The organism is Streptomyces muensis (assembly GCF_021474425.1).
Classification (GTDB): Bacteria; Actinomycetota; Actinomycetes; order Streptomycetales; family Streptomycetaceae; genus Streptomyces; species Streptomyces muensis.
The window spans coordinates 36191-60878 of sequence record NZ_JAKEIP010000026.1 but is presented as its reverse complement, the minus strand read 5'-3'; the positions used below and the strand labels follow the sequence as shown (position 1 = coordinate 60878).

Below are 24688 nucleotides of genomic sequence, written 5' to 3'. Positions count from 1 at the left end.
GGCGAGGAAGAGGGGTGGAAGTCCCCGGTCGGAGCGGGGACTTGGGTACGGCGGCTAGCCGGCCAGGTGGCGTTCCACCGTCTCGACCTTGGACGTGAGGCCGTCCGTCACCCCGGGGCGGATGTCCGCCTTGAGGACCAGGGAGACACGGGGCGCACGGGCCTCGACCGCGGCCACGGCTCGCTTGACCACGTCCATGACCTCGTCCCACTCCCCCTCGACGGACGTGAACATCGCATCGGTCCGATTGGGCAGACCCGACTCACGGACCACCCGGACGGCATCGGCGACGTACTCCCCCACGTCCTCACCGACGCCCAGCGGAGTCACGGAGAACGCGACGATCATGCGTTGACGATCCCTTCCTTACGCGCGCGCGTGGCGATGACCGCGTCCTCCGCCTCACGCTTGAGCCTGCGGTCGGCGAAGAACCCGCCGGTCGGCAGGACGGAGAGGACGAAGTAGAGGGCGGCGGTCTTCAGCGGCCACTTGGCACGGTTCCAGGCATCCGCCCAGAAGATCACGTACAGGATGAAGAGGACGCCGTGAACCGCACCCATCACGGGCACCGCGTTGAAGTCCGTGGTCCGCTTGAGCACCGAGCAGACGAGCAGGAGCAGGAACGACACCGCCTCGGGGGCCGAGACGAGACGGAGGCGGCGGAGGGCGGTGGCGGTCTTGATGTCCACGGGTCACCTTCGGTGGGTTCGATGGGGGTTTGAGGGAGAGACGTCGGTCACTCGGGCCCGAGCTTGTGAATACAAGCACAAGCCTCGTCCATTGTGGCAAACGCCGAGGGGTGGGTCTGCCTCGGGGTGGCGTCAGGGGTGAAGTCCACCTTCAGGATCTGTTGGCGCCGCGCACCGGCGGCTACCTTCGCTGCGTGGCGATGTTCCGACTGCAAGGCAGCAAGGTGCTCGCCGTCGACATGACCGGGGATGCCGTGAAGGCGAAGAACGGCTCGATGGTCGCGTACGACGGGCAGATGGCCTTCAAGAAGATGAGCGGTGGCGGTGAGGGCCTGCGGGGCATGGTGACCCGGCGGCTCACCGGTGAGCAGATGACGGTGATGGAGGTGAAGGGGCATGGGACGTGCTGGTTCGCGGACCGGGCCTCCGAGATCAACCTCGTGAGCCTCCAGGGCGACAAGCTGTACGTGGAGTCGAGCAATCTGCTCGCCACGGACGCGGGGCTGCGGACGGGGACCAGCTTCACGGGGATGCGCGGCGCCTCGCAGGGCAACGGGCTGTTCACCACGACCGTCGAAGGGCACGGACAGGCGGCGATCATGTCGGACGGGCCGGCCGTGGTGCTGCGGGTCAGCGCGCAGTACCCGCTGACCGTCGATCCGGGGGCCTACGTGGCCCACCAGGGGAATCTGCGGCAGTCCTTCCAGTCCGGTGTGACGTTCCGCACGCTCATGGGTGAGGGCGGGGGCGAGGCCTTCCAGATCCGGTTCGAAGGGGACGGGCTGGTGTACGTACAGCCGAGCGAGCGGAACACGATCGCGGGGGACGTGTGACATGGGCTTCCGCGAGATCAACTCCAAGATGGTCGAGGCGACCGTCATGCCGGGTCAGCGGCTGTTCAGCCAGCGCGGGGCCATGCTCGCCTACAAGGGCGAGGTGTCCTTCACCCCGAACATGGCCGGCGGCCAGGGCGGGATCATGTCGATGATCGGGCGCCGGGTCGCCAATGAGGACACCCCGCTGATGAGCGTCGAGGGGAGCGGCACCGTGCTCTTCGGGCACGGCGGCCACCACGTCCAGGTGATCAACCTCTCCGGCGACACCCTGTGTGTGGAGGCGGACCGCCTCCTCGCCTTCGAGGGCACGCTTCAGCAGGGCACGATGTTCCTCGGCTCGCAGGGCGGGGTCATGGGCATGGTGCGGGGGCAGATCAGCGGGCAGGGGCTGTTCACCACGACCCTCAAGGGGCACGGGGCCGTGGCCGTCATGGCACACGGTGGAGTGTTCGAGATTCCGATCACCCCGCAGCGGCCGGTCCATGTGGACCCCCAGGCCTACGTCGCCCACCACGGCGACGTGCGCAACAAGCTGTCCACCGCGCTGGGCTGGCGCGACATGGTGGGCCGGGGCTCCGGTGAGGCGTTCCAGCTGGAGCTCAGCGGGAGCGGTGCGGTGTACGTCCAGGCGTCGGAGGAGAAGCTGTGAGCCACTACCCGGGGGCGGGTCCGACCGTGTTCGACCCCATGACGCTGCCCTCCGACGACAACGTCAACGCCTACACCTTCTGCGTGGAGCTCAAGGGGAGCCAGTGGTTCCTGCAGAAGGGGAAGATGATCGCCTACTACGGACAGATGGACTTCAACGGCGTCGGGCACGGGCGACTCGACCGGCTTGTCCGTACGTCCTTTCATTCGCCACTGCACGCCAGCGACTGGGTGGTGGCGGAGGGCTCCGGCAAGATGCTGCTCGCTGACCGGGCCTTCGACGTCAATTCGTACGACCTCGAAGACGGCAACCTGACCATTCGCTCGGGCAACCTGCTCGCTTTTCAGCCAAGTCTTGCCCTCAAGCAATCGATCGTGCCGGGTTTTCTGACACTGATCGGAACCGGAAAGTTCGTGGCCGCATCTAACGGTCCGGTGGTGTTCATGGAACCCCCGATCCGGGTGGACCCGCAGGCGCTCGTCGGCTGGGCCGACTGCCCGTCGCCGTGCCACCACTACGACCATGGCTACATGACCGGCGTAATGGGCGGTCTACGTGCACTGACAGGCCTCGGCGGGGCCTCCGGAGAGGAGCATCAGTTCGAGTTCGTCGGAGCCGGTACGGTCCTGCTCCAGTCGACCGAGACCCTGATGGCCGAGCAGGCCACGGGGGTGGTTCCGTCAGGGGTCGGAGTACCGGGTGCCGGCGGGACGCACACAAGCCCTTCACAGACGGCCGGTACACAGCGCCTTCCCGGACAGCTCGGAGACCTCCAGCGTCGCTTCGGGCTGTGAGCGGTAGTCTGCGGAGTGTGACATCGAACGTGTGCGCACACCGCGATGTCACAGAAAACCCTCGCTAGTTCGCCTTTCAACTTTTTAGGTAGACTTCATTCATGGAGACCGAGACGGCCACCCACTGGCTGACCGATGCGGAGCAGTGCGCCTGGCGCACCCACCTGGAGGTCAACAGGCTCTTGACGTACCAGCTCGAGAAGGACCTGCAGCCGTTCGGACTGACAATGAACGACTACGAGATCCTGGTGAACCTCTCCGAGTCGGAGGACGTACGGATGCGGATGAGCGACCTCGCGTCCGCCACCCTCCAGTCCAAGAGCCGCCTGTCCCACCAGATCACCCGGATGGAGAACGCGAACCTGGTCCGGCGTGAGAACTGCGAGTCCGACCGCCGCGGGCTGTACGCGGTGCTCACCGAGCACGGCATGGAGACGATGCAGAAGGTCGCGCCGCACCATGTGGCGTCGGTGCGCAGGCACTTCATCGACCTGCTGTCCCCCGATTCCCTGACCGAGCTCGACAAGGCCCTCAAGCCCATCGCCGAGCATCTGCGCGGCCAGCGGGGACGCCCGTAACCCCTGGCGGAGCCCGGCGTCTAGTGAGCCCGCGGCAGGCGGAGTTCGAACAGGGCTCCGCCCGCCGGCGCCCGGCCCACGGTGAGCGTGCCACCGTGCCGTACGGCGATCTCGCGGGCGATGGCCAGGCCGAGACCGGCACCGCCGTCGTCGCGGCTGCGGGCCTCGTCCAGCCGGACGAACCGCTCGAAGATCCGCTCCCGGTCGGCCTCGGCCACCCCGTCCCCGTCGTCGCCGACGGCCACGACCGCCCACTCCCCCTGCCGGTCGACGGTCAGGGTGACCGCCGAGCGGGCGTGCCGTGCGGCGTTGTCCAGCAGGTTGGTGAGCACCCGCCCGACCTGCGCCCGTGACCCGGCCACCTCCACGACCCCCGCGTCCACCGTCACACCCGTACGCCCCTCGGCCTTCTCGCACGCCAGGGCGCCCAGGTCGAAGCGTGCCGGGGGTCCGGGGGCCGTCCCCGGGGAAGACGCGCCGGGGCCCTCCCCGGCGTCCAGCCGGGCGAGCAGCAGCAGGTCCGCCGCGAGGTCCTGGAGCCGTACGGTGTCCTCCACCGCGCCGTCGAGGTCGAGCAACTCGGGGTGGGCGGCGCCCACTTCGAGCTGGGTGCGCAAGGAGGCGATCGGGCTGCGCAGCTCGTGCGAGGCGTCGGCGACGAACCGGCGCTGGCGTTCCACCGAGGCTTGCAGGGCGGCCAGCGTCTCGTTCGTGGTCAGCGCGAGGCGGGCGACCTCGTCGTGCGTGTCCGGCACCGGCACGCGGCGCGCGAGGTCCTCGGAGGCGGTGATCGCGGCCATCTCGGTGCGGATGCCCTCGACCGGGCGCAGGGCGCGCCGGGTGACCAGCCAGGTGACGCCCGCGACGACGCCGAGCAGCAGCGGGAAGCCGATCAGCAGGACCGTCGACGCCGTGCCCACGGCGCTCTGCTCGGCCGAGAGCGGCGCCCCGGCGTACACGGTGAGGGTGCCCCTGTCCTCGAACTCGACCTCGACGGCGGCGAAACGGTAGTCGGCGGTCTTGCCGTCGAGGGTGGCGGAGCCGTTGCTGTAGTCGGTGTCCGTGCCGATCTCACCGGCCTCGGCGGCCTTGCCGGGTGCTCCGTCGTCGTCGGAGTCGTCGGCGTCCTCGCGGACGGTGCCACCGGTCGACGGCCGCGGGCGTACGGCGTCCACACCCGTGCCGCTGATGCTCTCCAGGTCCTCGCTGGCCGCGACCAGCGTCCCCTGCTCGTCGACGATCTGGACCGGACGGTCGTCGTCGTCGAGCGCGGACAGCTGGTCGTAGGGCCGCCCGTCGGACAGCTCGACGGCGATGTTGCGGGCGGTGCCCGCGGCATCCGCCGCCGCCTGGCCGGTCAGGTTGGACCGCAGCGACAGCAGTACGGCGGTACCGGCCGCGACCAGCGCCACGGCGACGACGAGGGTGGCGGCCAGGGTCGCCCGGGACCGGACCGAACCGAAGAGCCGGCGGCTCACGGCGAGGCCTCCCCTCTCTCCAGCCGGTAGCCGGCCCCGCGCACCGTCCGGATGAGCCCGGCGCTCAGCTTGCGCCGCAGGGTGCTGACGTACACCTCGACGATGTTCGGATCGCCCTCGTACGCGAAGTCCCAGACGTGCTCCAGGATCTCCGCCTTGGACACCACCTCACCGGCCCGCACCACGAGCTGCTCCAGGACCGCGAACTCCTTGGCGGTGAGGACCACTTCGCCGTCGCCGAGGAAGACCCGGCGCGCCGCGGTGTCGACCTTCAGGTTCCCGTGGACGTGCACGGGCGAGGCCCCGGCGCCCTGTCCGCCGCGCCGCAGCAGCGCCTTGACGCGGGCGACGAGGACGACGTACGAGAACGGCTTGGTCAGGTAGTCGTCGGCGCCGGTGTCCAGCCCCTCGGCCTCGTCGTACTCGCCGTCCTTGGCGGTGAGCATCAGGATCGGCACGTCGTGGCCGGCGGCGCGCAGGGCGGCGCAGACGCGGTAGCCGTTCATGCCGGGCAGCATGATGTCGAGGATCACGAGGTCGTACGTTCCCTCGCTCGCCCGGTAGAGGCCCTCCCGCCCGTCGTGGACGACGTCCACGGCGTATCCCTCGGCCGTCAGGCCCTTGGCGAGCGACAGGGCCAGCCGCTTCTCGTCCTCCACGATCAACAGGCGCATGCGTAAAGGTTCGCAAAGCGAAGCTGAAGATCTCTTCAGGGGGCTTCAGGTTCCTCTCAGCGTCGGTTCGGCAGATTGGTCCGCGTCGAAACGAAGTCATACGAGACGACGCAGAACGCGACCACCCGGGAGGGAACCCCATGAAGCGCAACATCGTCATCGCCACCGTCGCCGCCGCGGCCCTGATCGGAGGCGGCACCGTCGCGGCCTACGCGTCCGGTGACGACGACAGCGCGTCCACGCAGCGTCAGTCGACCGTCCGGGTCGCCGACGACCGGGACGACAGCGCGCAGGAAGTGGCGGAGGACAAGGCCGAGGACAAGGCGGAGGACAAGGCCGAGGCCGCGGACGACAGGGCGGACGACCGGGGCGACGACGCCACCGACGACCGTACGGCGGCCGACGGCGCCAAGGTCACCGCCGCCGACGCCATCGCGGCCGCGCTGAAGCACACGCCGGGCACGGCCGTCTCCGCCGACCTGGACGACGACCGCTCCGGCGTCTGGGAGGTGAGCGTCGTCAAGGCCGACGGCACCGACCACGACGTCCGGGTCGCCTCGGACAACGGCAAGGTGCTCGGCGCCCAGCGCGACGACGATGACGACAACGACGGCCGTGAGGACCTCGCCGCGCTGAAGGGCGCGAGCGTCGACGCCCGCGAGGCCGCCGAGGCCGCGGCGGCGAACGGCACCGTCACCGACGTCGACCTGGACGACGACGGTCCCGCCGCCTGGAGCGTGGAGACCACGAAGGGCGAGTGGAAGGTCGACCTCTCCACCGGCAAGGTCACCCAGGACCGCGACGACGACTGACCCGGCCGTCACACGACAGCCACACCGTCGCGAAGGGCGCCCTCTCCCCCGGGCGCCCTTCGTCATGCGATGAGGGCGGCGGCCAGTCGCCCGGGATTCAGCTCCGGGTCAGGCCCTCCACCAGTTCGTCCGCCGCGCGGTAGGGGTCCAGCTCGCCGGCGACGATCTTCTCCGCCAGTGCGCCGAGCCGGCGGTCGCCGTGGAGGTCGGCGATGCGTTCGCGCAGGGCGGTGACGGCGATGGTCTCGACCTCGCGGGCGGCGCGGGCGCGGCGGCGTTCGGCGAGGACTCCGCGCTCCTCCATCCACGCCCGGTGCTTCTCCAGGGCCTCCAGCACCTCCTCGACGCCCTCGCCGCGCGCGGCGACGGTCTTGACGATCGGGGGGCGCCAGTCGCCGGGGCCGCGGGACTCGCCGAGGCCGAGCATGTGGTTGAGCTCGCGGGCGGTGGCGTCGGCGCCGTCGCGGTCGGCCTTGTTGACGACGTAGACGTCGCCGATCTCCAGGATGCCCGCCTTCGCCGCCTGGATGCCGTCGCCCATGCCCGGGGCGAGCAGGACCACGCTGGTGTCCGCCTGCGAGGCGATCTCCACCTCCGACTGGCCCACACCCACCGTCTCGACGAGGATCACGTCGCAGCCCGCCGCGTCCAGAACGCGGATCGCCTGCGGGGCGGCCCACGCGAGGCCGCCCAGGTGGCCGCGGGTCGCCATCGAGCGGATGTAGACACCGGGGTCGGAGGCGTGGTCCGACATCCGCACGCGGTCGCCGAGGAGGGCGCCGCCCGAGAAGGGCGAGGACGGGTCGACGGCCAGGACGCCGACCCGCTTGCCCTGCTTGCGGTACGCCGTCACCAGCGCCGAGGTCGAGGTGGACTTGCCGACACCCGGTGAGCCCGTCAGCCCGACCACGTAGGCGTTGCCCGTGAGCGGCGCCAGTGCCGCCATGACCTCCCGCAGCTGCGGGGACGCCCCCTCCACCAGGGAGATCAGCCGGGCCACGGCCCGCGGCCGGCCTTCCCTGGCCTGGGCCACCAGGGTGGAGACGTCCTGCATCACAGCTCCGTTCACGAAAGAGGTCCTACGGGGTCGCGCCGAGCGGACTCAGGACTTGGGTACCCGCACGATCAGCGCGTCACCCTGACCGCCACCGCCGCACAGCGCGGCCGCGCCGACGCCGCCGCCCCGCCGCTTCAGCTCCAGGGCCAGGTGCAGGACGAGCCGCGCACCGGACATACCGATCGGGTGCCCCAGGGCGATGGCTCCGCCGTTGACGTTCACCTTTTCGGAGGACACTCCGAGGTCCTTCATTGACTGCACCGCGACGGCGGCGAAGGCCTCGTTGATCTCGATCAGGTCGAGGTCGGAGACCTCCAGGCCCTCCTTCTTCAGGGCGTGGGCGATGGCGTTGGACGGCTGGGACTGCAGGCTGTTGTCCGGTCCTGCCACATTGCCGTGGGCGCCGATCTCGGCGATCCAGTCCAGGCCGAGCTCCTGTGCCTTGGCCTTGCTCATGACGACGACCGCTGCGGCGCCGTCGGAGATCTGGGACGACGTGCCCGCCGTGATCGTGCCGTCCTTGGTGAACGCCGGGCGCAGCTTGCCCAGCGACTCCGCGGTGGTCTCGGCGCGGATGCCCTCGTCCTTGCTGAAGACGACGGGCTCGCCCTTGCGCTGCGGGATCTCGACCGGGGTGATCTCGGCCTCGAAGATGCCGTTCTTCTGGGCGGCGGCCGCGCGCTGGTGCGACTGGGCGGCGATCTCGTCCTGCTCGGGGCGCAGGATGCCGAGGCGGGCGTTGTGCTTCTCCGTGGACTCGCCCATGGCGATGTTCTCGAAGGAGTCGGTCAGGCCGTCGTACGCCATCGCGTCGAGCATCTCGATCGCGCCGTACTTGAAGCCCTCACGGGACTTGGGGAGCAGGTGCGGGGCGTTGGTCATGGACTCCTGGCCGCCCGCGACGATCACGTCGAACTCGCCGGCGCGGATCAGCTGGTCGGCGAGCGCGATGGCGTCGAGGCCGGACAGACACACCTTGTTGACGGTGAGCGCCGGGACGTTCATCGGGATGCCGGCCTTCACGGCGGCCTGGCGCGCCGGGATCTGCCCGGCCCCCGCCTGGAGCACCTGGCCCATGATCACGTACTGCACCTGGTCGCCGCCGATCCCCGCACGGTCGAGGGCGGCCTTGATCGCGAAGCCGCCGAGGTCGGCTCCGGAGAAGGACTTCAGTGAACCGAGCAACCGTCCCATGGGCGTACGCGCGCCCGCGACGATCACAGAGGTAGTTCCAGAAGACATGAGGTGCGATCCCCTTCCAGCTGGACAGCCGAGGAGTGAACGAGGGTTTACTTCGAATGTACTGAGTGGCACTCCGTGCCGTCACCGGGCCGTCGGTGTGATCGCGCGCACGTTGCGTAACCACCTCCGGGGCGCTGCACTGAATTCCATGCTGACGCGAATCGACCACATCGGGATCGCCTGTTTCGACCTGGACAAGACGGTGGAGTTCTACCGGGCCACCTACGGCTTCGAGGTGTTCCACTCCGAGGTCAACGAGGAGCAGGGCGTCCGCGAGGCCATGCTCAAGATCAACGACACCTCCGACGGCGGTGCCTCCTACCTGCAGCTTCTCGAACCGACCCGGCCGGACTCGACGGTCGCGAAGTGGCTCGACAAGAACGGCGAGGGTGTCCACCACATCGCTTTCGGTACGGCGGATGTGGACGGGGACGCCGCCGACATCAAGGGCAAGGGCGTACGCGTTCTGTACGAAGAGCCCCGGCGCGGCTCCATGGGGTCACGAATCACCTTCCTGCACCCCAAGGATTGCCATGGCGTACTGACAGAACTGGTCACTTCGGCGCCTGTTGAGTCACCTGAGCACTGACCCCCGTACATATGGGCCGGTAGGGTTGGGGGCGGTCGCCGCTCAGTCCAGGGTGACCCGGCCCCTCCGTCAAAGGTGGGACCGTTTCCGGGGTCCGGGTTTCGGGGGACGAGGGTGGGGCAACAGCCCGTGCTCCGCCGTTGATCTGACACCATTCCCCGGGGGCCCCGTTCGGCGGATGGACGGTGCTCGTATGGAGAGACTTGCGACCAGGGGACGGATGGGACCGCGCAGTGCGGGGCTACGAACGCCAGGAGCGAGAGCCGGCGGCTGACGTCGACCACCTCTCTCGGTTCGAGGCCGAGATGGATCGGCTGAAGACCGAGCGGGAAAAGGCGATCCAGCACGCCGAGGACCTCGGCTACCAGGTCGAGGTGCTGCGCGCCAAGCTGCACGAGGCGCGGCGGACCATCATGTCCCGACCCGCCTTCGACGGCGGGGACATCGGCTATCAGGCCGAGCAGTTGCTGCGCAACGCGCAGGTCCAGGCCGACCAGCTGCGCCAGGAGGCCGAGCGCGAGCTGAGCCAGGCCCGGGCGCAGACCCAGCGGATCCTCCAGGAGCACGCCGAGCAGGCCGCCCGGCTCCAGGCCGAGCTGCACCAGGAGGCGGTGACCCGCCGCCAGCAGCTGGACCAGGAGCTGGCCGAGCGCCGCCAGACCGTCGAGTCGCACGTCAACGAGAACGTGGCGTGGGCGGAGCAGCTGCGCGCCCGCACCGAGCAGCAGGCCCGCCGGCTTCTCGACGAGTCGCGCACCGAGGCCGAGCAGGCCATGGCGACCGCGCGCGCCGAGGCCGAGCGGCTCACCGGCGAGGCCCGCCAGCGCCTGACCAGCGCGGCCGAGGAGGCCCGCGCGGAGGCCGAGCAGATCCTGCGCCGGGCCCGGACGGACGCCGAGCGGCTGCTGAACGCCGCCTCGACGCAGGCCCAGGAGGCCACCGACCACGCCGAGCAGCTGCGCAGCTCCACGGCGACCGAGTCGGACACGGCCCGCCGGCAGGCCACCGAGCTCAGCCGGGCCGCCGAGCAGCGCATGGCGGAGGCCGAGGAGGCGCTGCGCAAGGCGCAGTCCGAGGCCGAGAAGCTGGTCGCCGAGGCGAAGACGGCCGCCGAGAAGGCGCTCTCCAGCGCCGAGTCGGCCAACGAGCAGCGCACCCGTACGGCGAAGGAGCAGGTCGCCCGGCTGGTCAGCGAGGCCACCAAGGAGGCCGAGTCCACCAAGGCGGACGCCGAACAGGTCGTCGCGGACGCCCGCGCCGAGGCCGAGAAGATCGTCGCCGAGGCCGCCGAGAAGGCCCGCACGATCACCGCCGAGGAGAGCGCGACCCAGCTGTCCAAGGCCGCCAAGACCGCCGAGGACGTCCTCAACAAGGCGCAGGAGGACGCGCAGAACACCACCAAGGCGGCGGCCGAGGAGGCCGAGCGGATCCGCACCGAGGCCGAGGCCGAGGCCGACCGGCTGCGGTCCGAGGCGCATGACATCGCCGAGCAGCTCAAGGGCGCGGCGAAGGACGACACCAAGGAGTACCGCGCCAAGACGGTCGAGCTCCAGGAGGAGGCCCGTCGGCTGCGCGGCGAGGCCGAGCAGTTGCGCTCCGAGGCGGTCGCCGAGGGCGAGAAGATCCGCGCGGAGGCCCGCAAGGAGGCCGTCCAGCAGATCGAGGAGGCGGCCAAGACCGCCGAGGAGCTGCTGTCCAAGGCCCGGCAGGACGCCGACGAGCTGCGCCAGAAGGCCACGACGGACAGCGAGAAGGTCCGCACCGAGGCCATCGAGCGGGCGACGACGCTGCGCCGGCAGGCCGAGGAGACCCTGCAGCGCACCCGCCAGGAGGCCGAGCGGCACCGCGAGGAGGTCGTCGAGCAGGCCGAGGGCATCAAGTCCGACGCCGAGCGGGCCGCGCGGGAGCTGCACGAGGAGACCGAGCGGGCCATAGAGGCCCGCCGCGCCGAGGCCGCCGAGGAGCTGACGCGCCTTCAGACCGAGGCCGAGCAGCGGCTCACGGCGGCCGAGCAGGCCCTCACCGACGCCCGCGAGGAGGCCTCGCGCATCCGGCGTGAGGCCGCCGAGGAGACCGACCGGCTGCGCTCCGAGTCCGCCGAGCGGATCCGTACGCTCCAGCAGCAGGCCGAGGAGGAGGCCGACCGGCTGCGCACCGAGGCCGCGTCGGACGCGTCCGCGTCCCGTGCCGAGGGCGAGGCCGTCGCCGTACGCCTGCGGTCGGAGGCCGCGGCCGAGGCCGAGCGACTGAAGTCGGAGGCGCAGGACACCGCGGACCGGGTCCGTGCGGAGGCGCAGGCCGCCGCCGAGCGGCTCGCCACCGAGGCGTCCGAGACGCTGGCCGCCGCGCAGGAGGAGGCCGCCCGCCGCCGTCGCGAGGCCGAGGAACTCCTCGGTTCCGCCCGGCAGGAGGCCGACCAGGAGCGCGAGCGGGCCCGCGAGCAGAGCGAGGAGCTGCTGGCCTCCGCCCGGAAGCGGGTGGAGGAGGCGCAGGCCGAGGCGGTGCGGCTGGTCGAGGAGGCCGACCGGCGCGCCACCGAGATGGTGTCGGCGGCCGAGCAGCACGCCCAGCAGGTCCGCGACTCCGTGTCCGGGCTGCACGAGCAGGCCCAGGAGGAGATCGCCGGGCTGCGCAGCGCCGCCGAGCACGCGGCGGACCGTACCCGCCGGGAGGCGCAGGAGGAGGCGGACCGGGTCCGCTCCGACGCCTACGCCGAGCGGGAGCGGGCCAGCGAGGACGCCGGCCGTGTCCGGCGCGAGGCGAACGAGGAGACCGAGGCCGCCAAGGCCCTCGCCGAGCGGACGGTCGGGGAGGCCATCGCGGAGGCGGAGCGGCTGCGGTCGGACGCCGCCGAGCACGCCCAGCGGGTGCGTACGGAGGCCTCCGACGCCATCGCCGAGGCCGACCAGGCCGCGTCGCGCACCCGGGCCGACGCCCGTGAGGACGCCAACCGGATCCGGTCGGACGCGGCGACGCAGGCCGACACCCTCATCACCGAGGCGCGTTCGGAGGCGGAGCGGCTCCAGTCGGAGACGATCGCGGAGGCCGACCGGGTGCGCACCGACGCGCTCGCCAAGGCCGAGAAGCTGGTCGGGGACGCCACGTCGGAGGCGGAGCGGCTGCGCGCCGAGGCCGCCGACACGGTGGGGTCGGCCCAGCAGCACGCCGAGCGGGTCCGCAGCGACTCCGAGCGCGTCAAGGCCGAGGCGGCCGCGGAGGCGGAGCGGCTGGTCAACGCGGCGCGCGAGGAGGCCGAGCGCACCCTCGAAGAGGCCCGCAAGGACGCCGGCAAGCGCCGGCAGGACGTGGCCGAGCAGGTCGACAAGCTCATCACGGAGACCACCGCCGAGGCGGACAAGCTGCTCACCGAGGCGCAGACGCAGGCGCACAAGACGACCGCGGACGCCGAGGCGCAGGCCGACACCATGGTGGGCGCGGCCCGCAAGGAGGCCGACCGGCTGGTCTCCGAGGCGACGGTCGAGGGCAACTCGATGGTGGAGAAGGCCCGTACGGACGCGGACGAACTGCTCGTCGGCGCCCGCCGGGACGCCACCTCGATCCGGGAGCGCGCGGAGGAGCTGCGCGACCGCATCACGAGCGAGATCGAGGAGCTGCACGAGCGGGCCCGCCGTGAGTCGGCCGAGACGATGAAGTCGGCCGGCGACCGCTGCGACGCGCTCATCAAGGCCGCCGAGGAGCAGTTGGCCAAGGCCCAGGCGAAGGCGAAGGAGCTGGTCTCGGAGGCCAACTCGGAGGCGGGCAAGGTCCGTATCGCCGCCGTGAAGAAGGCCGAGGGGCTGCTGAAGGAGGCCGAGCAGAAGCGGTCCACGCTGATCCGGGAGGCCGAGGAGCTCAAGGCCGAGGCGATCCGCGAGGCCCGGCGCACGGTCGAGGAGGGCAAGCGCGAGCTGGAGGTCCTGGTCCGGCGCCGCGAGGACATCAACGCCGAGATCTCCCGGGTCCAGGACGTCCTGGAGGCGCTGGAGTCCTTCGAGGCGCCGTCCGCGGCGAAGGACGGCGGGGTCAAGGCAGGTGCCACGGTGGGGGCACCCCGATCGGGTGGCAAGTCGTCAGACGGCTAGCGGGGCGTGCGCCTTCGGGTGTCTCCTGGGGCCTTTGACCAAGTTTTTGGCAAGCCGTCCGACGGTTAGCCACTCAAAAGGGGTCTCATTCTCCAGATCAAACACGTATCCGCTCGATGACACACCGCTTCGGCCCCTAGGATTCCACTTATCACCTCACCGGTCTCATTTGACAGGAACCCCATGAGCGACACTTCCCCCTACGGCTTCGAGCTTGTGCGGCGTGGGTACGACCGCGCGCAGGTGGACGAACGCATCTCGAAGCTCGTCTCCGACCGCGACAGCGCTCTGGCCCGCATCACCGCTCTGGAAAAGCGCATCGAGGAGCTCCACCTCGAGACGCAGAACGCCCAGGCCGCCGTCACCGACGCAGAGCCGTCGTACGCGGGTCTCGGCGCGCGTGTCGAGAAGATCCTCCGCCTCGCCGAGGAAGAGGCCAAGGATCTGCGCGAGGAGGCCCGCCGCGCCGCCGAGCAGCACCGCGAGCTCGCCGAGTCGGCGGCCCAGCAGGTCCGCAACGACGCAGAATCGTTCGCTGCGGAGCGCAAGGCCAAGGCCGAGGACGAAGGCGTCCGGATCGTCGAGAAGGCCAAGAGCGACGCCTCCCAGCTGCGTGCCGAGGCGCAGAAGGACGCGCAGTCCAAGCGCGAGGAGGCGGACGCCCTCTTCGAGGAGACCCGTGCGAAGGCCGCGCAGGCCGCCGCCGACTTCGAGACGAACCTCGCCAAGCGCCGCGAGCAGTCCGAGCGCGACCTGGCGTCGCGTCAGCAGAAGGCGGAGAAGCGTCTCGCGGAGATCGAGCACCGCGCGGAGCAGCTGCGTCTGGAGGCGGAGAAGCTGCGCACCGACGCCGAGCGCCGGGCCCGCCAGACGGTGGAGACCGCCCAGCGTCAGGCCGAGGACATCGTGGCGGACGCCAACGCCAAGGCCGACCGCATCCGTTCGGAATCCGAGCGCGAGCTCGCGGCGCTCACCAACCGCCGCGACAGCATCAACGCTCAGCTGACGAACGTCCGCGAGATGCTGGCCACGCTCACGGGCGCCGCGGTGGCCGCCGCCGGCACCCCGGCCGAGGACGAGCCGATCTCCCGTGGGGTTCCCGCCCAGCAGACCCGGTAACGATCCGGCGCACGTCTGCTGAATTTTGGCAAAGCCCTCTGCCACTGGGGTGGCAGAGGGCTTTGTCCCGTTTTAGCGTGGGCGGCATGATCGAGCTCGAGGGGCTGACCAAGCGGTACGGCGAGAAGGTGGCGGTCAACAACCTCACCTTCACGGTGAGACCGGGCATCGTCACCGGCTTTCTCGGCCCCAACGGCGCCGGGAAGTCCACGACGATGCGGATGATCCTGGGCCTCGACCACCCCACCGCCGGCCAGGTCCGTATCGACGGCAAGCGCTACGACCAGCTCAAGGATCCGCTCACGTACATCGGCGCGCTGCTGGAGGCCAAGGCCTGGCACGGCGGGCGCAGCGCCTTCAACCATCTGCTGTGCCTCGCGCAGAGCAACGGCATCGCGACGAACCGGGTGCGCGAGGTGCTGGAGACGGTCGGGCTGACGGCGGTCGCGAAGAAGAAGACCAAGGGCTTCTCGATGGGCATGGGCCAGCGGCTCGGCATCGCGGGCGCGCTGCTCGGCGACCCACGGATCCTGATGTTCGACGAGCCGGTCAACGGGCTCGACCCCGAGGGCATCCACTGGATCCGGAACCTGATGAAATCGCTGGCCGCACAGGGCCGGACGGTGTTCGTCTCCTCCCACCTGATGAGCGAGATGGCCCTGACCGCCGACCACCTGGTCGTCATCGGACAGGGGCGGCTGCTCGCCGACACGTCCATGGCCGACTTCATCGAGCGGAACTCACGGTCGTACGTCCGGATCCGCACCCCGCAGCGGGAGCTGCTGCTCGACGTCCTGCACACGGCCGGGATCATGGCGGTTCAGACCGGGGACGGGGCGTTGGAGGTCGACGGCAGCAAGGCCGAGCAGATCGGTGAGCTGGCGGCGCGGCACGGGGTCGTGCTGCACGAGCTGAGCCCGCAACAGGCGTCCCTGGAGGAGGCGTTCATGCAGCTGACCGCGGAGTCGGTGGAGTACCACGCGCACGCCGACGCCGTGCCCGGCGGACAGCAGCGGCCACCGGGACAGGAACGGCAGTCGTGGGGCAGCGAGTGGAGGAGGAGCTGAGCATGGCAGCCACCCAGGTCGTCCGCTCCGAATGGACCAAGATCCGCTCCGTGGCCTCCACCGTGTGGACGCTGTCCCTCGCCGTGGTGGTCACCATCGCCCTCGGGATGCTGATCTCGGGTCTGTCGGCGCACGAGTTCGACAACATGAGCGAGCGGGACAGGCTCTCCTTCGACCCGACGTTCATCAGCTTCGCCGGGATGAGCCTCGGTCAGCTCGCGCTGATCGTGTTCGGTGTGCTCGTCGTGTCGAACGAGTACAGCACCGGCATGATCCGCACCTCCCTGGCCGCCGTGCCGAAGCGCGGGACGTTCCTGGCCAGCAAGGTCGCGGTGGCCACCGGCCTCGCGCTCGTCGTCGGCGTCGCCACCAGCTTCGTCACCTTCTTCCTCGGGCAGGCGATGCTCGGCGACCACCGGGCCGAGATCGGCGACCCGGGGGTGCTGCGGGCGGTGCTCGGCGGCGGGCTGTACATGGCTCTCATCGCGATGTTCTCGATGGGCGTCGCCGCGATGCTGCGCTCGCCGATGCTGTCGCTGGGCATCCTGATGCCGTTCTTCTTCCTGGTCTCCAACATCCTCGGCAACGTCTCGGCGACCGAGAAGATCGGCCGCTATCTGCCCGACCAGGCCGGCAGCAGGATCATGCAGGTGGTCACCCCGATCGACGACGACAAGCCGTACGGCCCCTGGGGCGGGCTCGGGATCATGGTGCTGTGGGTGGTCGCGGCGCTGCTGGGGGGTTACCTCACGCTCAAGAAGCGGGACGCGTAGGCGCTCCGCTGGGAAGAGCCGCCCATGCCGTGGTTCGGCTGCGGCGCCGTCGTGGCTGTTCGCGCAGTTCCCCGCGCCCCTTTGGGGCGCGTCACCGAACCCGCGTCAGCGAGGGCCGTCTGCCGAGTTTTTACCTGCCCTTGAGTGGAACCGTCAGCGCCTAGGTATCCTCCTAACCCTTACGGGGGGCGTGTGCCCCGCTGTCCTGATCCTTTCGATGGGTGCGGAGCATGATCGAAGCAGTCGGCCTGACCAAGCGCTACGGCGACAAGACCGCTGTGTACAACCTGTCCTTCCAGGTGCGGCCCGGTTCCGTCACCGGCTTCCTCGGCCCCAACGGCTCGGGCAAGTCGACGACGATGCGGATGATCCTCGGCCTGGACAACCCGACCGCGGGGCACGTCACGATCGGTGGCTATCCGTACCGCAAGCTGCCCAACGCCCCCCGCCAGGTCGGCGCGCTGCTGGACGCCAAGGCCGTGCACGGCGGCCGCGCCGCCCGCAACCACCTGGTGTCCCTCGCCCAGCTGTCCGGCATCCCGGCCCGGCGCGTGGACGAGGTGCTGGGCGTGGTCGGCCTCCAGGACGTGGCCGGCAAGCGCTCCAAGGGCTTCTCGCTCGGCATGGGCCAGCGGCTCGGCATCGCCGCCGCGCTGCTCGGCGATCCTCAGGTGCTGCTGTTCGACGAGCCGGTCAACGGCCTCGACCCCGAGGGCATCCTCTGGGTGCGGAACCTGATGAAGTCGCTGGCGGCCGAGGGCCGTACCGTCTTCGTCTCCTCGCACCTGATGAGCGAGATGGCGCTGACCGCCGACCACCTGATCGTGATCGGGCGCGGCCAGCTGCTCGCCGACATGAGCGTCAAGGACTTCATCGCGGCGAACTCCGCGGGCTTCGCCCGGGTGCGTACGCCCGACACCGAGCCGCAGCTGCGCGAGAAGCTGGCCGGGGCGCTGACCGAGGCGGGCGGGCATGTGCTGCCCGAGCAGGACGGCGCGCTGCGGGTGACCGGGCTGCCGCTCCCCCGCATCAGCGACATCGCGCACGACACGGACGTACGCCTCTGGGAGCTGTCGCCGCACCAGGCCTCGCTGGAGGAGGCGTACATGCGGATGACGCAGGGCGCGGTCGACTACCGCTCGACGACCGACCAGAAGGCAGGGCTGCAGCAGCAGCTGCCGCCGGGCGCGCAGCCGCCGATGCCGGTGCCGGGGCAGGGCCAGCCCGGCTGGTACGCCCCGCCGCCGCCCCAGCAGGGCGGGCAGCCGTTCGCCGCGCCGCAGGGTCAGCCGGGGCCGTACGGCGGCCCTGGCGCGCCCGCTGCGGCGCCGGCGGCGGACGCGCCCAACCCGTACGCCCAGCAGACGCCCCAGGCGCCCCAGGCCCCGGCCCAGCCTCCGGCCGCGCCCGCACCCTCCGCCCCTGCCGCCCTGACCAAGCCCGAGGACGCCCGATGAGCACGCCCCAGCCCCCGATGCCGCAGACCGCCGCACCGAACTGGCAGGCGGCGCCCGGCTCCTCGTACCCCACCTACACCTCGCCGATCCCCGTGGTGCGCACGCACCTCGGGCACGCGCTCGCCTCGGAGTGGACGAAGATCCGCTCGGTGCGCTCCACGATGTGGACGCTCGGCGTGTTCGTGCTGCTCGTCGTCGGTATCGGTCTGGCGGCCGCCGCGCTGGTCGCCGCCAATTCCGCGGACGGCGGCGTGGGCGATGAGAACCCGCTGTCGCTCGGCTTCTTCGGGCTGCTGCTCGGCAGCATGTGCATCATCACGCTCGGCGTGCTGACCACCGCCTCGGAGTACGGCACCGGCATGATCCGGACCACGATGACCGCCTGCCCGTCCCGCGGCCGGGTGCTGGCGGCGAAGGCGATCGTGTTCTTCAGCGTCGCGTTCGTGGTGACGCTGGCGGCGTCCCTCGTCGTCGCCCTCGCCGATGTGTCCATGCTGGACGCGCGCGAGCCCACCGGCCAGGAGTGGCTGAAGGGCACGGTCGGCATCTCGCTCTACATCGCGCTGCTCGGCCTGCTCTCGCTCGTCGTCGGCTCGATCATCCGGCACTCCGCGGGCGCGATCACCATCATGATCGGCGTGCTGCTGGCCCCGCTGGTCATCGCGCTGTTCATGTTCTCGGAGTCGCTGCAGGACCTGCAGCAGGCCCTGTTCGAGTACTCCATCCCGAACCAGCTCAGCGTCTTCTACTCCCAGTCCCTCAGCAGCTCCGGCCCGTCCGGCTGGGACCCCCTGTGGATCATGCTGGTAGTGACGGCGGCCGCCTTCGCCGCCGCCTACGCGCTACTGGAGAAGCGCGACGTGTGAGCCTGCCCGGCAGACTCTGAGAACCTCAGAACTTCGGCGCGTCACGGGACCGCCGCACCCGCGTGGTGCGGCGGTCCTTGGCGTTCCAGCAGGCCTTGTGCCAGTGGCGGCGGTCGTCGACGCCCGCGTGGGAGGGCCAGGCGACGACGTGGGGGACGCCGTCGGGGATCAGTTGGTCGCAGCCGGGGCAGCGGTAGGCCTTGCCCTGGGCGCTGGCGCCCGCCACATGCCGTACGTTCCAGTCCTCGCCCTGCCAGCTCTCCGTGGACTGCCAGCCGCCGTAGCGGCCGGAGCGGTCGTCCTCGGCGCTGTGTCCGGACGAGCCTGCTCCCTTGGGTCGGTTGCGACGCGGGGACACGGAACACCTCACGGGGCTATACAGGATGCAGGGGCCATGTCCAGCCTACGCGGCGCGGGCGGGGGCACTCGTACGGCACCAACCCCCACAAGTCCCCCACGCCGACGATCGATTCTGCAGACAATCCGCAAATCTCTTCGCCAAGCCGTGTCCTCGGCACGTGTCAGACGGTTATGCCGGGTGGGGGAGCTCCACGTCGGAGCCAAGGAAGCAGGAAAAGGCAATGCGCGTAGGTAGTTTCGTGTTGGCGGCCCGGTTCCCGGGACAGGGCGAGGGGGAGGCGCTGCACCGCGCGGTCCGCTCCGCCGAGGTCGCCGAGGAAGCGGGGCTCGACACGGCCTGGGTCGCCGAGCACCACTTCGTGCCGTACGGCACCTGTCCGTCCGCGATCACCCTGGCCGCCTTACTGCTCGGCCGCACCCGGCGCCTGAGGGTCGGCACGGCGGTCAGCGTGCTGCCCACCGTCCACCCGGTGGCCCTCGGCGAGCAGGCCGCGCTGTTGCACATCACCTCCGGCGGGCGCTTCTCGCTGGGCGTAGGCCGCGGCGGGCCATGGGTCGACCTGGAGGTGTTCGGCTCGGGCCTCAAGGCGTACGAGGAGGGCTTCCCCGAATCCCTCGATCTGCTGCTGCGCTGGCTGCGCGAGCCCTCGGTCGCCGCCGCCGGCGAGCGCTTCGGCTTCCGCGAGGTCCCCGTCGTCCCCAGGCCGTCGGAGTGCCTCACGGACACCGAGGGCCCCGAGGTCGTCGTCGCGTGTACGTCACCCAAGAGCGTGCGGCTGGCGGCCGAGCGCGGGCTGCCGATGCTGCTCGGCATGCATGTGGGTGACGAGGAGAAGGCCGAGATGGTCGCCCTGTGGCGGGAGCACGCCCGCGCGGCCGGGCGACCGGCCGACGAGATCCGGGGCGCGGCCCATGTGTCGGCCGGTGTCTGCCAGATCGCGGACCGGCGCACGGACGCGGTGGAGACGCTGACGAAGGCGATGCCGGGCTGGCTCCGGCAGGGCCTGGAGGCCCATGTGACGGTGGACGGCCGCCATCGCGCGATGCGCGACCCGCTGGCGTACACCGAACTGCTCTGCGGACTGCACCCGGTGGGCACCCCGCGACTCGCCGCCGACCGCCTGGCGGCGACCAGCGAACGGACCGGCATCTCCCGTTTCGCCCTGCTCGTCGAGGGCTCGGGCGACCTGGCGGCGACCGAGGAGAACGTCCGTCGACTGGGCGCCGAAGTGCTCCCGCACCTCGGCTGAAAGGCCCTGTCCTGTCCCACCGCGTCGCCAAGGGGCTTGCCGCCCCGTACTGATTGCACCTCCCGCGTACGGAGCGGCAAGCAAGCGGCTTACTGCGTCAGCAGTCCCTGAGTTCCGGCGACTGGTTCAGCAGCTGGTTGCGCACCGAGGTGAAGCGGGCGAGCGTCTCGTCGACCGAGGCGTCAAGCGGGAACACCGCCACCCGGTGGCAGTTCTGGAAGGCCAGTCGCACCCCGAAGTGCCGCTGCAGCGCGCCGCGTATCGCGTCACTCGCGAGTGCACGCAGCAACTGGCCACGTGCCTGCTCGTCCGGCGGGGGCGTCTGGTTGTCGGCGAACTGACCGCCGTCGACCTTCAGCTGGGCCACCAGGGAGCTGATCATCTCCCACGCATAGGGCAGGGAGGTCCGGACGCAGTCGACGAAGGCTGCTTCATCGACCTCGCCTCGCTCGGCCTGTTCGAGTAGGGCCGGTGAGACGTCGAGCGACATGGGTTCTCCTCTCGCACCCCCGAAGAGCAGGGGTTGCCTGACAGATAAGGGAGTTCGCGATACCGAACACTCTGTGTACACGCCTCGCGACCTCCCGTTTAATACGGTAGGCAACAGACGGTGACGGCACCAGGAGAATGCGTACATGGGCGGTCTTCGTTAGGCGCACAATCGGCCAGAAATGAACAGGGGCAGTCCGGGGTCATACGGACTCCCCCAGGGCGAATCGCGTCGACACCGGCCCGTCGAGTAGCGTTGCGGACCATGCGTCTCGTCATTGCCCGATGCTCCGTCGACTACGCGGGCCGGCTCACCGCCCACCTGCCCTCGGCGCCCCGTCTGATCCTGGTCAAGGCGGACGGAAGCGTCTCGATCCACGCGGACGACCGGGCCTACAAGCCCCTGAACTGGATGTCGCCGCCGTGCACCCTGAAGGAGGGTGACGGCGAGCAGCAGGACGTCTGGACCGTCACCAACAAGGGGGGCGAGAAGCTCATCATCACGATGGAGGAGATCCTCCACGACTCCTCGCACGAACTCGGCGTGGACCCCGGCCTGATCAAGGACGGCGTGGAAGCACACCTCCAGGAGCTCCTCGCCGACCGCATCGAGACCCTCGGCGAGGGCTACACGCTCATCCGCCGCGAGTACATGACGGCCATCGGCCCGGTCGACATCCTGTGCCGGGACGCGGACGGGCAGACGGTCGCGGTCGAGATCAAGCGGCGCGGCGAGATCGACGGCGTGGAGCAGCTGACGCGCTATCTGGACCTGCTGAACCGGGATCCCCATCTCGCGCCGGTCCGCGGCATCTTCGCGGCCCAGGAGATCAAGCCCCAGGCCCGCGTCCTCGCGACGGACCGCGGGATCGGCTGCCAGGTGCTGGACTACGACACCATGCGGGGGATCGAGGACGACAAGCTGCGGCTGTTCTGACGCGCGGCGGTCGGCAGTTCCAGTTCTACGACGGTGAGGGCCGGGTCCGTTGAACGGACCCGGCCCTCTTGTCTTGATCAGTGCTCAGATCACAGCGTCCGAGCTGCTCGGTGAGCCTGCCTCACTCGTCTCCGGTGCGCTGGCCGAACTGCTCGCAGGGGCACTGGAGCTCGCCGGGCCGCTGGCCGAGTCCGAGGTGGACGGTGTGGGCGTCGGGGTTGGCGTCGGAGTCGGAGTCGGAGTCGGCGTGGGAGTCGGTGTCGGGGTCGGCGTGGGAGTCGGTGTCGGTGACGAGGACGACGGCTTCGATGTCGGCTTCGTCGGAGAACTCGTCGTACCGCCGCCGGAACTGTTCGTACCGCTTGGGTCGTCCGACGGCTCCGTGGCACCGCCCGTCGGCGTCGGGTCGTCCGACGTGCCGGGGGTGCCGTCGGGCCCCGGATCCGTCGGCCGGCTGGTCGCCGTGCCCGTGTCGCCGGAGGACTTGCCGTCGTCGCCCTCCACCTTGTCCGCGCCGATGCTGTCGTCGCCGATGCCCTGGCTGGCGGACGGATTGACGCCGACCTGGGTGGACGGGTCGCCCGGATCGTTGTCAGAGGTCGCGCCGAGGGTCACCACCGTGCCGAGCACCGCGACGAGCAGCGCGCCCGCGCCGGCGGCGACGAGGTTGCGGCGTGCGAAGTTCCGGACGCCGCCGCGGCCCTTGTGCGAGGCCGCCGACGACGGCGAGGAGGCCTGGTGGGTGACCAGGGTCGTGGCGTCCCCGCCCGGCGGCGGGAACGCGGCGGCCGGTACGCCTCCGGGCGGCGACTGCGACTCCTCGTACCGCGCGTCCGGCACCTCCTCCCCCGCCGTCGCGCCGAACGCGGCCACGCCCGGCGTCGTGCCGGAGCGGTCCGAGACCAGTGCGAGGGCGCGGCGGCCGGCGACGGTGCCGCGCTTGTCGGCGAGGGCGCCGCGCAGGCCGATGGAGGTCTCCAACTCGGCGCGGGCCCGGTCCAGCCGGCCGCCGCAGAGCGCGAGGATGCCCAACTCGTGGTGGAAGTAGGCCTGTTCGGTGACGTCACCGGCCAGGCGGGCGGCCTCGGCGCCGGCCCGCAGCGCCCGCTCCCAGGCGCTCCAGTGCAGCCCGGCCGCGAACGCGGGTCCCGCCGTGCGGGCGAGCTGCACGGACGGGCTCTCCTCTCCCTCGGCGGGCGCGGTCGTACCCGGCACGAGCACGCCGAGGGCGGCGAGCACGGCGTCGGCCTCGGCGCACACGCGCTCCGGGGTGACCGAGGGGTGGCCGGCCCACCAGGCGTAGTGCTGGGCGGCGGTGAGGGCGTTGTCCTGGACGTCCTCGGCGTATCCGGCGGCCTCCAGCTGGGCCTGCACACCGGCGGCCAGCCGGTAGCGGGAGCCGACCGGCGAGACAAGACCGCAGTCGGCGAGCTCGCCCAGCGCGGCGTCCGCGTGGGTGTCGCCGACCAGCGCGGGCAGATGCGCCTGGTGCGGCACCTCGCCGCCGAGGGCGACGGCGAACCTCAGGGCGCTGCGGGCCGAGGCGCTGAGCCGTGAGGCCAGCAGCGGCGCGGGGCCGGCCGCCTCGCCGAGGGAGGGCAGGGGCGTGTCCTCGCCGCGGCCCTCGCCGCCGTACGCCCCGTCGAAGGGCGCGTCGAACGGGGCGTCGGCCGGTGGCGGGGTGTCCTCGAAGACGCCGTACTCGTCGACCGCGTCGGCGCCGGCCCGTAGCCGGTCCCGCTGCCGCAGCAGGGCGCCGGCCTGGACGAACCTGAGGGGCAGGCCCTCCGACTCGAACCACAAGTCGCCCGCCCAGTTCGCCTCGTCCTCGGTGAGGACCCGGCCGACCTGGCGCTCCAGGAGCTCGACGCTCGCGGCCCGGTCGAACCCGCTGAGGGCGACCTCCTCGATGCCGGAGTCGGCGGACGGCGCGGGCACGTCGGGCGTGACGCCGAGCAGGAACGCGCACTCGGGGGTCGCGTCCAGCAGCTCGTCGAGGGCGGCGCCGCCGAACTCGATGTCGTCCAGGACGACGACCGCGCCGATCTCACGCACGAAGCCGAGCAGTTCGTCCTGATCCGGGCGGTGCAGGGGTGCGCTGTAGACGGCGTAGAAGAGGTCGTACAGCAGATCGTCCGGGGTGCGGTGGTAGCCGGTGAGCCGGACCACGCCGTCGGGGGCGAGGTCCGAGCAGTCCTCGGCGACGAGGTCGAGGAGGCTGGTGCGGCCGGCTCCCGGGGCGCCGACCAGGCGTACGGAGCGGCCGCGGGCGAGCATCCGTACCAGCTGTTCGCGCTCGTCCTGGCGGGCCAGCAGCGGCTCGGCGGGACGGGTCGGGCCGGGTGGGACGGGCGGCTTGGCGGCGCGGTCGACCTCGGCGCGTTCGGCCGGGGTCAGCTTCTCGGGCCGCGAGGGCCGCTCCGCCGGCGGGCAGACCTCGATCTCGCTGCCGTCGACGGGGTTGACGGTGAGCAGGAAGTCGCCCGAGACCAGCTGCACCGTGCGGGCGAGTGCGGGCGTGTGCTGTCCGAAGTCGGGTGTGAGGGGGTCCCTGGGCGGGCGATGGCGCGACGACTGGCCGTCACCGTCATGGCCGTACTCCTCGGGTCCCCGGTTGTTCGGGTCCATAGGTTTCAAGCCCCCCAAAAGCGTCGTGTGCGTAAGCCAAGCCCCTCCCGGCCTTGCTGCACACCGCGCTGTCGCTTCTGGTCCGGGCCCGCTGAGAAGGGTTTGTCTGGGCAGCGGGCAGCCGAACCCTAAACCTTTGCACAGTATCTACGACAGACCGGGGTGCCGCGCCGTCCGAGACATCACAGTCTCGTGAGGATTGTGCGTGACGTGCCCTTCGCAACCGGAACGCCCGACTGTCCCGCCCCACCCGTGCCGGGTG

The 24688-nt window shown here is 71.0% G+C and carries 23 protein-coding genes; 14 read left to right on the top strand and 9 right to left on the bottom strand.

The window, feature by feature from the left end; all coding sequences use genetic code 11:
• Positions 1-54: 54 nt before the first annotated feature.
• Both L0P92_RS10300 and L0P92_RS10295 read right to left on the bottom strand, forming a co-directional pair.
• Positions 55-348 carry an MTH1187 family thiamine-binding protein gene (locus L0P92_RS10300; protein ID WP_234762221.1) on the bottom strand — a complete coding sequence of 98 codons (294 nt, stop codon included), beginning with the start codon at positions 346-348 and terminating at the stop codon, positions 55-57.
• Positions 345-689 carry a DUF3817 domain-containing protein gene (locus tag L0P92_RS10295; protein WP_234762220.1) on the bottom strand — a complete coding sequence of 115 codons (345 nt, stop codon included), beginning with the start codon at positions 687-689 and terminating at the stop codon, positions 345-347. Before L0P92_RS10295 ends, L0P92_RS10300 begins: the two co-directional genes overlap by 4 nt.
• 200 nt (positions 690-889) lie before the next feature.
• On the opposite strand from L0P92_RS10295, the gene L0P92_RS10290 reads away from it, so the two are divergent.
• The 4 genes from L0P92_RS10290 to L0P92_RS10275 all read left to right on the top strand — a co-directional run bounded on the left by L0P92_RS10290 (position 890) and on the right by L0P92_RS10275 (position 3546).
• On the top strand, positions 890-1522 hold the full coding sequence (locus L0P92_RS10290) for an AIM24 family protein (RefSeq protein WP_234762226.1): 633 nt from the start codon (positions 890-892) through the stop codon (positions 1520-1522).
• 1 nt (position 1523) lies between these two features.
• Positions 1524-2174, top strand: coding sequence for an AIM24 family protein (locus L0P92_RS10285; RefSeq protein ID WP_234762219.1), 651 nt, complete (start codon positions 1524-1526; stop codon positions 2172-2174).
• Positions 2171-2968: an AIM24 family protein gene (locus tag L0P92_RS10280; RefSeq protein WP_234762218.1), complete on the top strand. Its 798-nt coding sequence runs from the start codon at positions 2171-2173 to the stop codon at positions 2966-2968. The genes L0P92_RS10285 and L0P92_RS10280 overlap by 4 nt, the downstream gene beginning before the upstream one ends.
• A gap of 101 nt (positions 2969-3069) precedes the next feature.
• Positions 3070-3546: a MarR family winged helix-turn-helix transcriptional regulator gene (locus L0P92_RS10275; RefSeq protein ID WP_234762217.1), complete on the top strand. Its 477-nt coding sequence runs from the start codon at positions 3070-3072 to the stop codon at positions 3544-3546.
• Between the two features lie 20 nt (positions 3547-3566).
• On the opposite strand, the gene L0P92_RS10270 is transcribed toward L0P92_RS10275, so the two are convergent.
• Positions 3567-5024, bottom strand: coding sequence for a sensor histidine kinase (locus L0P92_RS10270; RefSeq protein ID WP_234762216.1), 1458 nt, complete (start codon positions 5022-5024; stop codon positions 3567-3569).
• On the bottom strand, positions 5021-5698 hold the full coding sequence (locus L0P92_RS10265) for a response regulator transcription factor (RefSeq protein WP_234762215.1): 678 nt from the start codon (positions 5696-5698) through the stop codon (positions 5021-5023). The genes L0P92_RS10270 and L0P92_RS10265 overlap by 4 nt, the downstream gene beginning before the upstream one ends.
• Positions 5699-5838: 140 nt before the next feature.
• Between L0P92_RS10265 and L0P92_RS10260 the strand changes: the two genes are divergently transcribed.
• Entirely contained in the window at positions 5839-6510 is a 672-nt protein-coding gene (locus L0P92_RS10260) for a PepSY domain-containing protein (RefSeq protein WP_234762214.1), read from the top strand.
• Positions 6511-6607: 97 nt separating this feature from the next.
• On the opposite strand, the gene meaB is transcribed toward L0P92_RS10260, so the two are convergent.
• Positions 6608-7564: a methylmalonyl Co-A mutase-associated GTPase MeaB gene (gene meaB / locus L0P92_RS10255; protein WP_234762225.1), complete on the bottom strand. Its 957-nt coding sequence runs from the start codon at positions 7562-7564 to the stop codon at positions 6608-6610.
• A 48-nt stretch (positions 7565-7612) separates the two neighbouring features.
• The gene (locus tag L0P92_RS10250) at positions 7613-8809 is read right to left on the bottom strand and encodes an acetyl-CoA C-acetyltransferase (RefSeq protein WP_234762213.1); all 1197 of its coding nucleotides are present in this window, start codon (positions 8807-8809) and stop codon (positions 7613-7615) included.
• A gap of 148 nt (positions 8810-8957) precedes the next feature.
• Here L0P92_RS10250 and mce point away from each other — a divergent pair, with 148 nt between their 5' ends.
• The 7 genes from mce (at position 8958) to L0P92_RS10215 (ending at position 18762) form a co-directional block, all read left to right on the top strand.
• Positions 8958-9398 carry a methylmalonyl-CoA epimerase gene (gene mce / locus L0P92_RS10245; protein WP_234762212.1) on the top strand — a complete coding sequence of 147 codons (441 nt, stop codon included), beginning with the start codon at positions 8958-8960 and terminating at the stop codon, positions 9396-9398.
• Positions 9399-9631: 233 nt separating this feature from the next.
• A complete protein-coding gene (gene scy, locus L0P92_RS10240) occupies positions 9632-13480 on the top strand; it encodes a polarized growth protein Scy (protein ID WP_234762211.1) in 3849 nt (1282 codons plus the stop codon).
• 183 nt (positions 13481-13663) lie between these two features.
• Entirely contained in the window at positions 13664-14599 is a 936-nt protein-coding gene (locus L0P92_RS10235) for a coiled-coil domain-containing protein (protein ID WP_234762210.1), read from the top strand.
• Positions 14600-14685: 86 nt separating this feature from the next.
• Positions 14686-15666: an ABC transporter ATP-binding protein gene (locus tag L0P92_RS10230; protein WP_234762209.1), complete on the top strand. Its 981-nt coding sequence runs from the start codon at positions 14686-14688 to the stop codon at positions 15664-15666.
• Between the two features lie 2 nt (positions 15667-15668).
• Positions 15669-16439 carry an ABC transporter permease gene (locus tag L0P92_RS10225; protein WP_234762208.1) on the top strand — a complete coding sequence of 257 codons (771 nt, stop codon included), beginning with the start codon at positions 15669-15671 and terminating at the stop codon, positions 16437-16439.
• 230 nt (positions 16440-16669) lie between these two features.
• Positions 16670-17896 carry an ABC transporter ATP-binding protein gene (locus L0P92_RS10220; RefSeq protein ID WP_234762207.1) on the top strand — a complete coding sequence of 409 codons (1227 nt, stop codon included), beginning with the start codon at positions 16670-16672 and terminating at the stop codon, positions 17894-17896.
• Positions 17893-18762 carry an ABC transporter permease subunit gene (locus L0P92_RS10215; protein WP_234762206.1) on the top strand — a complete coding sequence of 290 codons (870 nt, stop codon included), beginning with the start codon at positions 17893-17895 and terminating at the stop codon, positions 18760-18762. The genes L0P92_RS10220 and L0P92_RS10215 overlap by 4 nt, the downstream gene beginning before the upstream one ends.
• Positions 18763-18787: 25 nt before the next feature.
• Here L0P92_RS10215 and L0P92_RS10210 read toward each other — a convergent pair whose 3' ends face one another.
• A complete protein-coding gene (locus L0P92_RS10210) occupies positions 18788-19120 on the bottom strand; it encodes an Rv1322 family protein (RefSeq protein WP_234762205.1) in 333 nt (110 codons plus the stop codon).
• Positions 19121-19343: 223 nt separating this feature from the next.
• On the opposite strand from L0P92_RS10210, the gene L0P92_RS10205 reads away from it, so the two are divergent.
• Positions 19344-20372: an LLM class flavin-dependent oxidoreductase gene (locus tag L0P92_RS10205; protein ID WP_234762204.1), complete on the top strand. Its 1029-nt coding sequence runs from the start codon at positions 19344-19346 to the stop codon at positions 20370-20372.
• 97 nt (positions 20373-20469) lie between these two features.
• On the opposite strand, the gene L0P92_RS10200 is transcribed toward L0P92_RS10205, so the two are convergent.
• The gene (locus L0P92_RS10200; protein WP_111006621.1) at positions 20470-20862 is read right to left on the bottom strand and encodes an SCO5389 family protein; all 393 of its coding nucleotides are present in this window, start codon (positions 20860-20862) and stop codon (positions 20470-20472) included.
• A gap of 264 nt (positions 20863-21126) precedes the next feature.
• Here L0P92_RS10200 and nucS point away from each other — a divergent pair, with 264 nt between their 5' ends.
• Positions 21127-21798, top strand: a complete 672-nt coding sequence (gene nucS / locus L0P92_RS10195; protein ID WP_234762203.1) for an endonuclease NucS — start codon at positions 21127-21129, stop codon at positions 21796-21798.
• Between the two features lie 84 nt (positions 21799-21882).
• On the opposite strand, the gene L0P92_RS10190 is transcribed toward nucS, so the two are convergent.
• Positions 21883-24426 carry an ATP-binding protein gene (locus L0P92_RS10190; RefSeq protein ID WP_234762202.1) on the bottom strand — a complete coding sequence of 848 codons (2544 nt, stop codon included), beginning with the start codon at positions 24424-24426 and terminating at the stop codon, positions 21883-21885.
• Positions 24427-24688 lie beyond the last annotated feature (262 nt).